This window comes from Bacillus sp. AFS029637 (assembly GCF_002584985.1).
In the GTDB taxonomy this organism is placed as follows: Bacteria; Bacillota; Bacilli; order Bacillales; family Bacillaceae_G; genus Bacillus_A.
Genome location: NZ_NUPZ01000037.1, coordinates 161,918 through 178,094 on the forward strand (window position 1 = coordinate 161,918; position 16,177 = coordinate 178,094).

Annotated in this window: 20 protein-coding genes; 1 reads left to right on the plus strand and 19 read right to left on the minus strand. The window is 35.1% G+C overall.

Going from position 1 to position 16,177, the window contains the following annotated elements:
- Positions 1-44: 44 nt before the first annotated feature.
- The 19 genes from COE49_RS20010 to COE49_RS20100 form a co-directional block, all read right to left on the minus strand.
- Positions 45-380 (minus strand): DUF3964 family protein, encoded by a 336-nt coding sequence (locus COE49_RS20010; RefSeq protein ID WP_088231130.1) that lies wholly within the window; start codon positions 378-380, stop codon positions 45-47.
- A gap of 49 nt (positions 381-429) precedes the next feature.
- Positions 430-1,653 (minus strand): flagellar hook protein FlgE, encoded by a 1,224-nt coding sequence (locus COE49_RS20015; RefSeq protein ID WP_088231129.1) that lies wholly within the window; start codon positions 1,651-1,653, stop codon positions 430-432.
- Between the two features lie 17 nt (positions 1,654-1,670).
- Positions 1,671-2,249, minus strand: a complete 579-nt coding sequence (locus COE49_RS20020; protein ID WP_098946031.1) for a flagellar hook assembly protein FlgD — start codon at positions 2,247-2,249, stop codon at positions 1,671-1,673.
- A gap of 3 nt (positions 2,250-2,252) precedes the next feature.
- On the minus strand, positions 2,253-3,365 hold the full coding sequence (locus COE49_RS20025) for a flagellar hook-length control protein FliK (RefSeq protein ID WP_141524757.1): 1,113 nt from the start codon (positions 3,363-3,365) through the stop codon (positions 2,253-2,255).
- A 10-nt stretch (positions 3,366-3,375) separates the two neighbouring features.
- Positions 3,376-3,786, minus strand: a complete 411-nt coding sequence (locus tag COE49_RS20030) for a cytoplasmic protein (protein WP_088231127.1) — start codon at positions 3,784-3,786, stop codon at positions 3,376-3,378.
- Positions 3,787-3,900: 114 nt separating this feature from the next.
- Positions 3,901-5,205 carry a flagellar protein export ATPase FliI gene (locus COE49_RS20035; protein ID WP_088231126.1) on the minus strand — a complete coding sequence of 435 codons (1,305 nt, stop codon included), beginning with the start codon at positions 5,203-5,205 and terminating at the stop codon, positions 3,901-3,903.
- Entirely contained in the window at positions 5,202-5,888 is a 687-nt protein-coding gene (locus tag COE49_RS20040; protein WP_088231125.1) for a FliH/SctL family protein, read from the minus strand. Before COE49_RS20040 ends, COE49_RS20035 begins: the two co-directional genes overlap by 4 nt.
- A complete protein-coding gene (locus COE49_RS20045; RefSeq protein ID WP_088231124.1) occupies positions 5,875-6,879 on the minus strand; it encodes a flagellar motor switch protein FliG in 1,005 nt (334 codons plus the stop codon). The genes COE49_RS20040 and COE49_RS20045 overlap by 14 nt, the downstream gene beginning before the upstream one ends.
- A gap of 13 nt (positions 6,880-6,892) precedes the next feature.
- Positions 6,893-8,461 (minus strand): flagellar basal-body MS-ring/collar protein FliF, encoded by a 1,569-nt coding sequence (gene fliF / locus COE49_RS20050; protein WP_098357227.1) that lies wholly within the window; start codon positions 8,459-8,461, stop codon positions 6,893-6,895.
- A gap of 22 nt (positions 8,462-8,483) precedes the next feature.
- A complete protein-coding gene (fliE, locus tag COE49_RS20055; protein WP_088231122.1) occupies positions 8,484-8,783 on the minus strand; it encodes a flagellar hook-basal body complex protein FliE in 300 nt (99 codons plus the stop codon).
- Positions 8,784-8,798: 15 nt separating this feature from the next.
- On the minus strand, positions 8,799-9,212 hold the full coding sequence (gene flgC / locus COE49_RS20060; RefSeq protein WP_098946032.1) for a flagellar basal body rod protein FlgC: 414 nt from the start codon (positions 9,210-9,212) through the stop codon (positions 8,799-8,801).
- 21 nt (positions 9,213-9,233) lie between these two features.
- On the minus strand, positions 9,234-9,641 hold the full coding sequence (flgB, locus tag COE49_RS20065) for a flagellar basal body rod protein FlgB (protein ID WP_088231120.1): 408 nt from the start codon (positions 9,639-9,641) through the stop codon (positions 9,234-9,236).
- Positions 9,642-10,019: 378 nt separating this feature from the next.
- On the minus strand, positions 10,020-10,292 hold the full coding sequence (locus COE49_RS20070) for a flagellar biosynthesis protein FlgG (RefSeq protein ID WP_088231119.1): 273 nt from the start codon (positions 10,290-10,292) through the stop codon (positions 10,020-10,022).
- Positions 10,282-10,650 carry a flagellar export chaperone FliS gene (locus COE49_RS20075; protein WP_088231118.1) on the minus strand — a complete coding sequence of 123 codons (369 nt, stop codon included), beginning with the start codon at positions 10,648-10,650 and terminating at the stop codon, positions 10,282-10,284. The genes COE49_RS20070 and COE49_RS20075 overlap by 11 nt, the downstream gene beginning before the upstream one ends.
- A gap of 23 nt (positions 10,651-10,673) precedes the next feature.
- Positions 10,674-12,092 carry a flagellar hook-associated protein 2 gene (locus COE49_RS20080; protein ID WP_098841490.1) on the minus strand — a complete coding sequence of 473 codons (1,419 nt, stop codon included), beginning with the start codon at positions 12,090-12,092 and terminating at the stop codon, positions 10,674-10,676.
- Between the two features lie 19 nt (positions 12,093-12,111).
- Entirely contained in the window at positions 12,112-12,975 is an 864-nt protein-coding gene (locus COE49_RS20085; protein ID WP_088231116.1) for a flagellar hook-associated protein 3, read from the minus strand.
- A gap of 280 nt (positions 12,976-13,255) precedes the next feature.
- The gene (flgK, locus tag COE49_RS20090; RefSeq protein ID WP_098252653.1) at positions 13,256-14,554 is read right to left on the minus strand and encodes a flagellar hook-associated protein FlgK; all 1,299 of its coding nucleotides are present in this window, start codon (positions 14,552-14,554) and stop codon (positions 13,256-13,258) included.
- A 17-nt stretch (positions 14,555-14,571) separates the two neighbouring features.
- Positions 14,572-15,024: a hypothetical protein gene (locus COE49_RS20095; protein WP_088231114.1), complete on the minus strand. Its 453-nt coding sequence runs from the start codon at positions 15,022-15,024 to the stop codon at positions 14,572-14,574.
- A 15-nt stretch (positions 15,025-15,039) separates the two neighbouring features.
- Positions 15,040-15,504: a YaaR family protein gene (locus COE49_RS20100; protein WP_000946323.1), complete on the minus strand. Its 465-nt coding sequence runs from the start codon at positions 15,502-15,504 to the stop codon at positions 15,040-15,042.
- Positions 15,505-15,651: 147 nt separating this feature from the next.
- On the opposite strand from COE49_RS20100, the gene COE49_RS20105 reads away from it, so the two are divergent.
- Positions 15,652-16,149, plus strand: a complete 498-nt coding sequence (locus COE49_RS20105) for a flagellar motor switch protein FliG (protein ID WP_088231113.1) — start codon at positions 15,652-15,654, stop codon at positions 16,147-16,149.
- Positions 16,150-16,177: the final 28 nt, after the last annotated feature.

Here is a 16,177-nt window from a genome sequence, read left to right on the forward strand (position 1 = left end):
GCTAGCCCATCTCTCAAAATCTAAAAAAGGGCTTTTAAGATCTTTTAAGAGCTTTTCAGTAACTCGATGTTATTGAACCAAAACGCAATTTGCTGATCCGTTATCCCTGATAACGTAACAAAAAACTCACGGCACTTCATCTCGTCCTTAAACAGTTGATACTTCCAAACGCCATAACTGCCGACACTTATGAAATATGATTCGTGAATACGGCCAATCATTGCTTGTTTTTCACCGAATGAATATGGCGGCACTTGCTTAATTTCAAATTGATCTGGTAAATATACATGCTCTTCTCGTTCCATTTTTAACACTTGCTCAGCAAGTTCACGTTTATTTTCGAAAAAAGGCAATTGTAAAATTCGCTCTTGTCTTGTCATACGAATAAAAAACCCTTTCTACTTCCTTACAAATTTTCTTTATGATTTATTATCGAATTAAGTTTACAACTTCATTTAATACTTCATCTGAAATTTTAATTACTTTCGCATTTCCTTGGAAGCCACGTTGGTATAGCATTAAATCAACGAATTCTACAGATAAATCTACGTTTGCACCTTCTTGCGCACCACCACGTACTTTTCCTGCACCATTTTGACCAGATACGCCAAGTGCTAAAATACCAGTTGTATTCGTCGCGGTATAGTTACCATTACCCGTTTTCATTAAGCCACCTTCGTTCGGGAACATCCCAACAGCTAATTGACCTGCAGCCTTCATACTCCCATCAGAGTACTTCACCATCACATATCCACCGTCAGCAATAAAGCAATCTTTAACAGTTGCCGCTGGTCTACCATCTACGTTTGTTACCGCTATCGTTTTCTCTGTCGGGTGGTTTGTTAATTTACTAAAATCTATTTTCACTGTTCCACCATTAAATGGAATCTCTGCTTCAGGATCTACCGGATCTGGCTTCCCTACCTTATTGAATTTCACATTACCAGCTGCTTCTTGGATTTCATTAAACCCTGTTTCTTTTTTCGTGTCATTACGCATCTTCACTGTATATTTATAATTATGTTCACCATCTTGTGTAAACTCCAAACGCATTGTCCACGTATTACCAGCATCATCGTATACAGGCAATTCTTGCGTAATATGTTTTGCATCAGATGGAATGTTCCCTCCAACAATTCCTTTTGACGTTCGAATACCACCGATTGCTGATCCCATTGGAATTTGCAATGGTCCCGGAATACCAGATAAGTCCACATTACCAGTTGATGGATCAGCTGGATAGGCGAATACATATTGACCTTCTGTATTCGTAATATAGTAATCTGAAGATATTGCAAACGTCCCTTTACGTGTAAATTCCATATTTCCAGCTTTTGAATCACCTACAAGGAAGAATCCATTCCCTTCCATTGCTGCTTGTGTTTTACCACCAGTTAACGTAATTGTACCATCGCTATAATCCGTAACCGTTCCGCTCATTTTCACACCGTTACCGATACTTTTTGGGTTCGTTCCTGCGTATCTTTCATCGCCTTTTGCACCGATTGAATTGTTGTACAATAAATCATCAAACATCGCTTTTTGTTTTTTATAACCAACTGTTTGTGCATTAGCAATATTATTTGAAGTTACACTTAATGCATTTTGTGTTGCATTCATACCTGTAATACTTGTATATAACGCTTTAATCATAATGTATGGACACTCCCTTATGGATTTGTTGTTTTTACTTCTTCAGTTCCTTTTTGATCGGCTTTCTTTACATCTTCTGGATTCGTTTCTCCAATTGGTTTATCAGATACTCTCTCAACGAAGCGAAGGGATACCACTTTATCACCAATAACAAGCTGTACATCATTATTTTCTGCAAGGCGAACTGTCTCTACTTGACCAGTTACTTTGTTACCGTCACCGTCAACACCTCTTACGTACTTCCCTAAAAACTTCATTCCACCATCAAGCGCTGTCGAATACATCGTCATTCTTAAAGAGTCAACTGCCTTTGTCATATTTTGCACTTGTTCCATAAGAGATAACTGCGCTGTCTGATTCATCATTTGATTCATATCCATTGCATTGAATGGATCTTGGTGCTGAAAACTCGCTAAAAACAATTTTAGAAAATCATCGTTTTCCATTACACCAGGTGTTTTTTGTTCACTTGCTGATACTCCATTTGTTTGCCCTACTGGCGATTGTACACCGTTAACAGGGACATTACTTCTTTGCGCTCCTGCTTGTAACGGAGTATGATTTGTACTCGTTGTATTTAATCCAACTGTTGGCACGCTTTATTCCTCCAATAATCCCGCAAATTCTTTTGATTGTTGATTCTCCTGTTTCGGACTTGCTAACTTCTGTTTTTGCCTTTGCTCTTGTTCTCGCTGTTCTTTACGGTTTTCATCTTTATCTGAATAACTAATTTGAATATTAATTTCTTTTTCTTTTAACTTGAGTCTCAATTCATCAAATATGATTTCAACACGTTTTTTCGCATCGTGTTTTTCCATTTCGACATGAACATCAATTTGATCTCCATGCTTTTTCATAAATACAGTTAATGTCCCTAGTTTCTCTGGGTTTAACTGAAATAAAACACGTTCTTGTTTCACTACAAATTTTTGCAATGCTTCTACTTGCGCTTCCATTTTCTTTCCTAAATCAGGTAATGCAACTTTCTCAGCACCGCCATTTGATTTTCCTATTTGATCCGTACTCGTCACTTTATTTAATAACTCCACACCAGCGGAACTCGAATCGTTTAATGCGTCAACTTCTGGCAACTCTATCTTTACATCGTCGCTCTCTAATTTCGGAAGATCTGCATCTAAGTCTTTAGACTCTTCTTGTTTCTTTGCGATATTACAAGATTCTGATTCTACAACTCTCAATACTTGCATCGTTTGCTCTGGCATCATCACTTTATCTAACACCATTTGCAATGTATCTTCTAAACAGATAGCATTTGTAATGCGCATATTTGAAAGAAGCTCTTGTAACTGTTGTAATTCAGCTGCAGGCAATTCGTTAAGTTTTATATTGCCGTGTTCTTTATATAACTCTTGTATTTTTTGTATGTATTGATATAACAATTTTGTCTGCACACGTAATTGTTCAATTGCAACCATTTGCTCTGATATAGCTAACAGTATTTGTTCTGTTTCTTTTTTCTCTTCTTTCTTTATAAGCGGCTCTTCCTTTTTCACCGGCTTTTGTACTAGAAGATACTCTTTCTTTTCTTCTGGCGCTTCCTCTTGCTTTGCTTTCTCCGTTTTCGGCCTTGTTTTATTTTCACTTCTCATCGTTTGATCGAATGCAGACTCTTCACGTTTCGGCTGCATTTCAAGACTTTTCTCTTCTTGCGGAGGTAAACTTTGTTGCACCGGTAATACAAACTGTAACACAACTTCCACCTCATCTATTTATACACATTTTTAAATCAAGAAGCATCTTTTCTTCTAACTTTTCTTGTGCTTTCGCAAGCTTCTTACAATCTTCTTGATACATTTCATCAATGACACGTTCTTTTTCTTTTATTTTTTCTAAAAGGCTTTCATTTTTTTGAATAAAACCTTCCGTTTTTTTAATTTTCCGATTCCATTCTTCTATTCTCTCAGGCGAAAATGTATGTGAAGACAGCATACCAGCCATAATACATTGCCCAGTTTGTACGACTTTACTTCGCGATTTCACAACATACAAATCATATTCTTTTTTTTGTTCTATTTTTCTTTTTTCAGCTGTTAGTTCGTACACTTCTTTTAAAATATGTTCTTTCTCTTGATTCATCTGCAATTTTATCGTGTCGTACTGCTGCTTATCCACCTATTTTCATAGCCCCTTCCTATTATAGCGCTCTCTTTTTCTATTATATAGTTTTTTCACAAAAAAATCTGTGAAATATTAAAAAACAAAAATAAGACCCCAAAACACGAGGTCTTATACAATATGATGCATCGCTTGGACGATATCTTCAAATTGAAAACGATCCGCTCGCCCTTGTTTTAAGAACGTATTTATACCTTCCACTTTATTTTTACATTCAAAAATATAAGCATTTTCTTCATTTTCTTGAATTGTTCCTAATTTGAAATACAATTCATTTTCCTTATAAATCGATAAGATTTTTCTCATTTCATTTGCACATTGCCAATGATTCGGTGATACGATTTCTTCCATAATCCTACTTACTGAATCTAATACAGAAATAGCTGGATAATGACTAAGCGTTGCAAGTTCACGCTTTAACACGATATGCCCATCTAAAATACCACGCGCTAAATCTGGTACTGGGCCATTTAAGTCGTCCCCATCAACAAGTACTGTATATATGCCTGTTATTGATCCTTTTTGTGTTTTTCCCGATCGTTCTAACAATTTCTTCATATAGCTTTCCATTAAGAGCGTTTTACCACCTATCGGTAATTCTTTTACGGCAATATCAACACTTCGGCGTGCATCAGCAAAACGAGTAACAGAATCCATCATGAGCAATACGTTATTGCCTTGGTCGCGAAAATATTCAGCGATAGATGTTGCAAGCTTGGCAGCACGAAGTTGCATGAGATGGCTTTCATCTGATGTTGCTACAACTACGACGCTTTTTTTCATTCCTTCTTCGCCTAATTCTTTTCGGATAAAATCTTTTACTTCTCTGCCACGCTCTCCTACTAAACTAATAACATTAATATCAGCTTTTGCGTTTTTCGCAATCATTCCGAGTAAAGTAGATTTACCAACACCAGATCCAGCGAAAATACCAATTTTTTGACCGATGCCAATCGTTAACATAGAATCTATCGATTTAATCCCCGTCTCAAATACATCGGTAATTTCTTCACGCTCAAATGCGTGTATAGGCGGGGCATCCAATTTTATTTTCTGGAGCGGCATATTTTCAGCGTTCTCATTTAACACTTCACCATTTGCGCTTAACACTTTTCGGAGCAAATGATTACCACGGGGTACAACAACGTCTTCAGCAATTAATGTAACTGAATCTCCGTAACATACTTTTTCCGTCTGTTCAAATGGGAGTAACATATTATTCTCTTTTTCAATCGCAATTACTTCACATAAGACATTATGTTCCCCAACGAGGCAAACATCTCCAATCTTCGCTTTCGGCCCTTTCGCTACGAAAAACTGCTCTTGTACACTATGAACTTTACCAACTTTCGTATACAGCGGTGTTTTAATGAACATATTCCATTTAGCATTCTCATTCATTAAAAGCCTGCTCATACGTTTTGCTCCTCAAATACTTTCTCTTCTTCCCATTTTTGACGAAGTTTCGCAAATATAGGTGCAAATTTAAATTCGAAAAATTCCTTTTCTTCTTCCAGAACAAATTCACCAAACTGCAAGGAGAAATCATACTTCCATTCAACTAATTGTAAAAGCCAATATTCTTTCGTATTTTCTTTCTCTTCTTGAATGCGTTCAAACGTTTCTGGGTGTACTGTAATGATTAATTTTTCAAATGAAGTAGGCAATGTTTGAACGATGCCAGTTAAAATTGGTAAAACATCTAGTAATCGCGAATCTACCGCTTGATTCACGATTTTTTCCGCTAACTGAAAGGATTGATCCCATAGTAATTCTGTCCATTCATACGCTATTTCTTGTTGTTCTTTTTGAAACTGGATACGCGCTGCTTCCATCTGTTCCATTTGTTCATGAATGTGCTGTTGAAATTCTTCTTTCCCTTGCATCAACTGTTGTTGTTCTCGTTCTAACGTTTGCTGCTCTTTCCTTAGCTGATTCATTTCAATATGCAAGGCATCTTGCTGCGCACGAAGTTCTGCATGATCAACTTGTAGTTCTCCCTCTATATGAACTGAGGCTGGCTTTGGAAATTGTAATTCATACGTCTCTTCAGAAAAAGAAACAGAATTCTTCGGAATTCTGTTTTTAAATAAGGACATCATCTTCACCTCTTTGAATGATAATTCTTCCTTCTTTCTCTAACTTTTTCACTGTACCTGTAATCGTTTGCTGTGCTTTTTCAGCGTCTGTCATCTTAAGTGGTCTTAAACCATCTAATTCTTCTAAAATCATCTCTTTACGATTCATAGACATACATGTAAATAGTTTCTCTTTAATTTCTTCTTTTGCGATTTTAAGTGCTTTTGCGATAACACCATTATCTGTAATTTCCTCTAACACACGGCGAAGCGCAAGATCTTCAAGACCGAGTAAGTCTTCAAAGACAAACATGTTTTCTTTAATCTTTTCAGATAGTTCATAGTCCATTTCATCCAGCTTTTGAAAGACTGTTTTTTCAACACCTCGTGAAACGTTATTTAAAATGTTCACAATTGTTTTCAAGCCATCTGTTTTATTAATCGCACTAAATGCCATATTATTTAATTTCGCCTTTAATAATTCACTAATTTGATTAATTAATTCGCCATCTACTTGTTCTAGCTTTGCAATACCCATTACTGTTTCTACTCGTTTATAATCTGGTAATCTCTCAATTAATTGAGAAGCAAGCTGTGGCTTAATATAAGAAGCAATAATCGCAATCGTTTGCGGTGATTCATCATTAAGTACTGTAAGAAGCGGTTCTAAATCTGTTAGTGAATTTAAGAATTCAAATGGATTATCTTTGTTATACCAAAGGTCTTCCAATAATTTTTCAAGCTCGTCTTCTGGCATGTTTTTAAATATGCGACGAATATATTCTTTATCCGGAGTCACTAGATTCAATTCTTTTACATTTAGTTCATATAAGAACTCCCCTAGTACATTTTCTAACGTTTCCGGTTTATATACACGAAACTTCGCGATTTCACGAAGTAATACTTCTTTTTCCTCAGCAGTCATATATTCAATGACTTTTGCTGCCACCTCTTCATCTAATGTACGAATGAGGATGGCAGCTTTTTCTTTGGAGGAGATTCCATCTAACATCATTGTTCCTCCCTTACTGTCCGTTTAGCCATTTTTTAATAACTTTTGCAGTACCTTCTACATGTTCCTTCGTAGCATTTTGTACTTGTTCATCTAACGTTGGTTCTTTCGGTTTTTCTGGTTCAAGTTTTGGTTCTGGCTCTATTTTTTCTTCCGGAATTTCCATAATACTTTCACTACTTGCCGCAACTTCATCTTCTGCTAAGTATTCTTCATATTCCTCTTCTTCTTTCTTTTTCTTACGTCTCGCTAAGAAGAACCATACTAGACCAACAAACGCTAACAAGCCACCTGTAATTCCACCGATTAGCCACCAGTTCAAGCCACTTTTCTCTTGTTTTTTCGGTTCTTCTGCTTTCGGTTGATCAAATTGAACTGTTACAACGTTAACTTGTCCATTTGTAAAGTTTCCGTTCGGATCAGCTTGCAGTCCTGCTGCCGTTCCAATTGCTTCTTTAAACGTTGTCATATCGATTCTTCGTTTTACTAACGTATCATTATCTACCCATACTACAATATTTGTTTTCGTTAATTCTGGATGCTTCTTAATCGTTTCAACTGTTTTATCTATTTCATAGTTTTCAATCTTATTACTATTATTATTCTCATAGACGACTTTACCATCTTGATTATTGTTCGTACCGTAGTTTGGCACTTCACCATTTGCTGTAATACCAGCACTCGGCTTCGCATTATCTTGTGCCGTCGAACGCTCTTCTTGCTCTTGTTTACTACGAAGTACACCTTTATCACCATATTTTTCTGATTGACGTGTTACTTCATCATAATTCACGGTAACTTTCGTATTCACTTTATATTCATTTGGTTTAAACATCGTCATTAGCGTTGCATCAATATCTTGTTTTAATTTACCTTCAATTTGATGTTGCATCTCAACTTCTTTTTCATAAGAAGAAGAGCTGTTCGCATTCGCTGCATCTGCTCCTTTTGAGATTACACCTTTTTTACTATCTATTACACTTACTTCTTCCGGTTTTACACCAGGAACTGCCGCACTAATCATTTGCTTTATACCCGCAACTTGATCAGTTGTTAAAAGTTGTCCACGTTTCACCCCAACAGTAATTGCTGCTGTTCCTTTCGCTTTTTCCTCATCAAAAATCGTTTCTTTTTCAGGTAACGTAATTTGCACATTTGCCGTTTCAACTGTTGCGAAGTTTCTTACAATATCTTGCTCCAATTGCTTTTTCGTACCGACAATTTGCTTCATTTTTTTATCTTGCTCACTTGAACCGAGCGAGCTTTCTAATAAAATTTCCTCACCGCTTTTCGAATTAAACGGTAAGCCCATTCCATTCATTTCTTTTCGAACCCACGGAGCATCATTCTTTTGCACACGAATCGAACCATCGGCTGCTAATTGATAATCAACACCTAGCTTCGATAATTCTGCTGTAATCTCTTGTTTGTCTGCATCATTTAAATTTTGATATACAACAACATATTTATCTGGCAAGGTGAAGTATAAAAGTGCTCCTGTTACAATTGCTAAAAGCGCAGCACCGATCACTAATTTATGCCAAGTTTTTAACGATTGGAAAACATTTTTTATCTTTTCCATTTAAACACACCCGTCCACTTTCCTAAATTTGCATATTAATTAGCGACTTATAATTTTCAATAAGATTATCACGTACAAGAGCTGCAGTTTTCATTTGTGATTCAGCTTTCTTTTGCTGAATTAAAACGTCATGTGTTTCCCCTACCCCTTTTGTTAATAAATCATATACAGCTGTTTGGGCATTGTTTTGTGTTTGATTCATATCTTCTAATAAATCAATAAACTTTTTCCCAGAAGCTGCGGATGTTTGCGAAGGTTTAGACGTGCCGATTGCCTGAATCGTTCCAAATGGCTGTGTCTGTATCATTGGTTGAATTTTCATTTCTCATCTTCTCCCTTATCCTCTGCCAATCTCTAAATCTTTATCGAGCATTTTTTTGTTCGCATTTAATACACTCGTATTTGCTTCATACATTTTTTGAGCAATCATTACATTCGTCATTTCAGCAGTCACATCAACGTTCGGATAACGTACATATCCTTCTTCATTTGCATGCGGATGCGTCGGATCATACACTAAATTTTCAGTTTGATCTGCTTCAATACTTTTTATTTTCACTCCATTTGTAGAAGTACTGTTTAACATACTTGAAAAACTATTGTTTGATTCTAGCACTACACTGCGACGCTCATACAAATCTGCCCCTGGTGCTGCAGTCGTATTCGCATTTACGATATTATTAGAAGTAACTTCCATCCATTTTCGTGCTGTAGTGAGCCCTGAACCACTTGCATTAATTGCTTGAAACATAAGTTGCCTCTCCTTCTATACTTAACGTCCACGCGCTGCCTGGTTAATTGCATATTGCGTATTAATCGCGTTAATTGAAATACCGTATAATTGATTTGCTTTCATTAAATCTAGCATTTCTGTCGTTACATCCACGCTATTTCCATCTTTATTCATTTGCATTGATTTCGTTTGAATCTTTGCATATGTATTTTTCATATTTACTGTTGGTAAGTGCATTTCATTCGTTTGATATAAATCTGGATTGCTATTTAAATCTGAAGGATTACTTTTATATAATGCACTGCTTTTATTCATCTGTTCAGCAAATGTTACATCTTGTGCTTGATAGCCAGGTGTATTTGCATTTGCAATATTACTAGAAACAGTATTTCGTTTCGTCACTAAATAATTCATATAGTGGCTTACATCACTCACTAAATCTGGCATATTCAACATCCTTCCTTTTCCACTTGGCCATTTCGAACATAATAATCCACTAATAGAAGTTTCACTTCATTATTTATTTTCTTATATGTATTTATTAAAATATTAACTGTTATATACCCTAACATATTTTATTCCATTTTTTCATTGTTGTCTTTAGAAAAATACAAAAATATAAAAAAGAATGAAAAAAATTGTATACACGTAGTCATCCATGTAGCATTTCAATATATGAACTACAAGCTAACATCCATTTTTATATTATGTAGAGAATTACTGTTTTTTTCACTACAGCCATGAAGAGAAACCTCAATCAGCGGAACTCCTAAACAAAGGGATGGATTCCCCTTCAAAAAGGGAACCCGTTTCCATACTTTATATTTAATATTTACCGTAAAATGAATTAGCTTTCATTCGCCCATCATTTGTCATAATCATTTCTTCCAAAATCTTTTGCTTATCTCGAATATGCTGAGCTGCCTTAATAATTAACGGACTCACTTCCGCTGCAACTTGCGCGCGTGTTTCTTCATCCAATGTCATCATCCAGCGATTTAACATCGTACTTTTCTCAGCAAACTCTTCATCTGACACTTGCAATTCACCGATTTCATTAAAACAGCGGACAAATGCTCGATAAATATCATTGTTCATTTTCGAGCGCTCCGCGGTAACCATCTATTAAATCTTGTAATACTTTCACAATCGCATCGATATCTTTTGCTTCACGTGTTACTTTCATCGTTTGAATTTGAACGCTAATCCAATCATATAAACCAAATAGGCTATCATATAAATCTTTCGTAATTTCAGGATTTAATTGTAGCTTTAATTCTTCAAAAATACGTTCTAACTTTTCAAGAAGCGCATCACCTTCTTGTAGTTTAAAAGTATGTAAAAGCTCTTCTAAATTACGAAATTCTACAATACATCTTTCATAAATAAAAATTGTATTTTTAATTGGGTTACTCGTCATAATATCATTTTGCATATAGCGTTGCCATGCTTGCATACGATCACTTCCTTAGCTTTTCATTAATCATCACTTTTTTGTTTTGTCATTGCTTTAATTGTTTTTAATTGGCTATCAAGCGCCGCTAATGTACTTTCTAACTTTTGATATTTCTTCACGATTTCATCTTGCTTTTGCAAGTTTTGTGCTTCAATATCTTTAATCTTTTTATCTAAATCACTTACACGCGAATCGATGCTTTTCACACTTTCCCCGACTACACCCTTATCACCAAATAACTTTTCAAGTGGTTCTTCCATCATCTTTCCTATTCCATTTGAACTAAAGAAGAACTGTTTTGCTGCATCAGGATTATCTTTTAACGCCTTTGCTAATTTTTCATCGTCCACTTGCATTGTTCCATCTTGTTTTAATTGAATACCATATGTGAACAAATAGTTGCCATCCTTTGAAAACGTCACGACGCTATTCATCATCTGGCGAACACTTTGCATAATTGCCTGTCCTTGAAAAGCTCCATTTTTCCCATCGAAAATATCAATTGTACCTACAGCCTTATTGTACTCAGCTACCATTTTTTTAATTAAATTAGCTGCATCTGTGACGTTTGAATCACTAACTGTAAACTTTAAATCTATATCTTTTTGATCCACAGCTTTTGTATCTGCACCCGTGTCACCACTAGGCTTATTTTCCACTATCGGGTCTGTTACTTTTAAAAGCTCAATCTTTACACCAGGAAGTGATTCAATTGTGTTGCTAGCGCTTTTTTCTTCAATACCATTGATACTATATATGGCATCTAGTGCTTCATTAATCGTATTTAATTTCATTTCCGTTTTAGGCGTGCTTGTTTCTGTACCTTTAACTTCCACCTCTGAATAAAACAACTCAGTGAGCACGTTAGGTGGTGTCTGTTCTAAATGAATAGCGTTTGCTTCTCCTTCTTTCGTAGAAGACATGAAGATTTTTTTGCCTAGTGTATATACCGATACACCGTAATCCCCATCATTAATTTTATTAATTAAATCTTTATATGTCATATCCGTCGTAACTTTAAGTTCTTTATTATTAATCTTTAACGTTTCATTTCTAGGAAGCTTATCACCTATCGTAATTTCATTAGATGCGATTTGATGACGCTGTGCCAGTTGATTAATTTTCACATTAAATGTTCCTGCGATGGCTCCACCACCAGCTTTTACGTTAATATAGCCATCTTGTGATGTCGTCACTTTTTTTTCATTTCCTTTAAAAGTAGCTAAATTTTTAAAGGTTTGCGTGAAAGAACTAAATTCTGATTTTAAACTTGTATATAATAGTTTATCTTGTGAAAGTTGTTTTTTTTCATTTGTATATGGTGTTTTCCTCATATCCAGTGCATTCATTTCTAATTCAACGAAGTTAGAAGTATCGATCATATTATTACCGAGGTTCCATATTTGTTGTCTACCGCCAATACCCGTTAATGTTCCTGCCATATTTCTCACTCCTTATCGTTTACATATAATCTAAAATACTCGTTTTACTCATCGTACTAATCGCTTTAAGCGTCGCTTCATACGTCGCGTTAATGTATGCTAAATCAGAAATTGCCACCGCTAAATCAACATCTTCAATTTCTTTACGGTTTTCTTGAAGCGCTAAGTTTTGCTCACTTAAAATCGTATTAAACGTATCTACAGTGCTCATCGTTGCTCCCACTTCTGTTGTACGATTAATAACGCTATCTAAGTTTTTCTTATTCTCCTCTAAAAAAGGTTGTAATGCATTTTGATCACCGCTTTGCAAAGCATCTTTCATCTTTACTAACGTTTGGATAACAGGAGTTAATAAGTCATCACCTTTACGAAATGCTTTAATTTCATAACCGTCATTTAGCTTCCACATTATATCTTTTTCGCCACCTTGGTATGTACCATCATCCGTAAATGGTGGTTTTTCTGCACTATCTCCACCAAAAAGATAGCGACCTTGCTCTTTCGTATTCGCTAAATATACGACTTGTTTTAGAATTTGATCAATTTCTGTTCCAATTGCTTTTAATTCTTTTTCACTATTCGTCCCATTTAATGCTTGAATCGTTAATTGATCTGCTCTCGTTAAAGATTTCACAATACCTTGTAATGTATTTTCCGTTTGACTTAACACATTTCTAGAATCTGCTATATCTTTTTGCATTTGTTCAATATTTGCCAATGAATGTTGAATCGCAAATGATTTACTTGCTGCTAGTGGATCTTCGCTCATAAGAAGGTTTTTCTTCCCTGAAGTTACTTGATTTCGATGATATTGCTGCTGTACATTCAAATCCATTAACCGATTCTTTGCCCAGTTTGCATTTTGAAATGTAGATACTCTCATCCCTATCTTCTCCTTTATTTATATTTGAAGTGGCGTGAAGAAAAAACTGCAGCTATGTACGCCGAACCCTCTCGTCTTCTCATATCTCTAGTCTTACTTCGCTTGGTCCACTNNAGAATGTGCTTTTTGTTTTTATTTAACATGTGAAGGGGCTATTTGCTAAACATGGCTTCCTTACTAACTAACTTACCCTATCGCCTTCTCATATCTCTGGGCTTACTTCGCTTGGTCCACTNNAGAATGTGCTTTTTGTTTTTTGCTTTTTGCTTTTCATTACCTGTTACCTAATAATTGAAAACAAACTATCAAACACTTCATTCATCGTATTAATCGCTTTAGAGTTCGCCACGAAGTATTTTTGGAAGGCCATTAAATTTACCATTTCCTCTTCCATATTCACGCCTTCGATACTCATTTTTTCTTGCTGAATACCATCCAATAAATCACCATGAATACTTTGATAAGCATTCACTGCACTTTTATCTGAAGCTACCCCAACTATGAATTGGTCTAATGCTTGTTTATACGTAAGCCCCTCTTTATAATCTCCATCTGTAATTCCTGCCAGTTTATTTGCTGTTTCAGCAGATATTTTCATTTTCGAAACATCTTGTGCAAATTCCGGGTTTAATTTCATCTCTTTCGCATAATCTCCAACGAAGAAATCTTTTCCCATCACTGTATTCACTTGATTTTTCACTGAACTCATAAAATCTTCAAGATTTTTTTTATAACCCGCAATCTTCGCTTTCGTATCTATCGCTGATTGAATTGCGCCGCTAGTTAAAGGAATTTCTGAACCATAAATCCCAACAGACATTGGCTCTTTTTCTTTATTTAATTGAAGTGGATATGTATCTTGTCCATTTACTGTTAAAACACCATTGATTCTAACACTTACTATATTAGGATTCATAGATTCATAAGATACCTCTATATCGGCATACTTAGACATCTCTGTAACGATACTGTCACGTTCGTCTAATAGTTGATTTGGTACTTGTGTGCCAGCTTGCCCAATTTTTTTATTCGCTTCTGCTAAACTAGCAGCAAGACGATTAAATTCATTCACATGCGCTTCAATATCTTCTGTCGTCTGAACTTCCGCCGTAGCTAAGTTTTTCGCAAGACGATTTACCTGACTTGTGAATTTCCCCGTTTCAGCAATTAATGTATCATAGTAGTTTGGTTGCTCCGGATTTTTTGCAACTTCACGGAAAGCATTGAAGAACCCGTCCATTAAACTGGATAACGAATTCTGTCCAGTCGTACCTACCATAGACTCTACTCTTGATAAAGTAGAATTCATATATGCATAATATGAGAACTGTGATAATTGATCATTATATTGTTTCGTTTTCACTTCGTCCGTAATACGATCAACGCCTAATGTTTGTACACCGTTACCAATTCTTTGTGACGGCATATGCCCATTACTCGCTCCAGCAGAGGCGATATTCACTGCTTGACGTACATAACCTGGAGTATGAATGTTAGACAAGTTTTGTTTCGTCGTTTGTAATCCCATTTGGGCCGCTAGCATACCTGATAGCGGTGTATTATAATCAGATAATCTCATATTGATTCACTTCCCCTTTACAAAAGTTCGTTCATAAAGATTTGCGAATTATTGTTTCTCTCCAAATTATATTCAGAAACCGAATCCACAATAATTTCTGTAGTTTTTAATAGTACGTTTAAGTAATATTGATTTTTCAAAAGAATCATTTTTACATTTTCTTCTAATACAATTAAGTTTTTTTGTATTTTTTCAATTTTTTCAATTTCTTCACGAGAAAAATACAAAAATAACGCACTCACACGAAACGATTCAACTCCCTGTTCTTTACAAAACTGAACAACCATGTCTTCAAATGAGCTTGATAATCCTTTTAAACCGTCTATGTACTGTAATTGCTCTATTTGTAACTTTTGAACTGCGTTTACATTTTTATGTTTTAAATTCTCGTATATGTTTTCTCCAAGCGCTTGAATATTTTCATATGCTTTTTGAATAATGACGAGCTTTTCATATAATTGTATGTACATATTATTTCCTTCCTTTTACAAGACTAGATTTACAATTAAACCGTGGATTTCTCCAATTTGATTTAACATTTCTAAATGCCCTGTTTTTGTATTAATCAAGTTCATAACATCTTCTAATTCATTTAATCCCATTTCTGCCTGTTTCACAATCGTCATTTTTTGTGAATACCCGTAACGTGGATGACGAGACATAACGTCTTTATATTGCAATACATTATCAACGTAAAAATTCAAAAATGATTTTACCGTATTTTTATATTCCATAACATTATCAAGCGTTAATTCCATTTCAATTTTCTCTTTAATTTCTCCAATATTATCGACAAACGCTTCCATTTGTTCTAGCAATTTATCCTTTTTCGGATCTGCATGCAAATTATCCGAAAATGCAAGCCCTGTCCTGACATTTGCTTCTTTCGGCATTTGAGTAGCAGGCGGTATATGCGATAAAATTGGGTTATGCGAGATAGAACGTAGCATATATATCACCTATTTATTTATTTTTTTATTTCTTCCTAAAGTTAATCGTAAAATCCAGTTATTTATAATTATACTCTGAACACTCATATTTTGCAGTTATTTTTTGTAGAAGATATGTTACAATTTAGCATGAGGTGGCACAATTCTATGAATATTTTTCTTTGTGGTTCAAATCAATTAACAGCATTAGATCAAGAAGAAATTAAAAAGTTTTTAACCGACTATGCTCATAAACATAAAATTTACATATTATGTTATAAATCTATTGAAAATGAAGTTCTTCGTTTTTTCATTGCAAACGAAAGACTCGCTCAAAATTTATGCCTTTACACGCTACAACCGTTACAAACAGTAACAGATGAATTTCAAGAAGTCGTTGATTACTTAAAAAAACATGGAGCCGAATACGTTGCTTTTGATCACCCTTCTGGCTCCATTTACCGATCAGATTATATGTTTTTTGTAAAACAAATTATTGAAGATACCGATTTAGTTCTCTGTTTTTACAATGGAGACAAACATACATCAGTCATTCCTGTTGATATTGCAAAAGAAGCGGGGATTGATGCTGTCATTTATGATTTACCAGGTTTACATGAAAAGCAGATGAAAAAAAGCTTTGAACAAAAAATTCGTATGATGTAAAGGGGGAGGCACAATATCGTTATTGTGC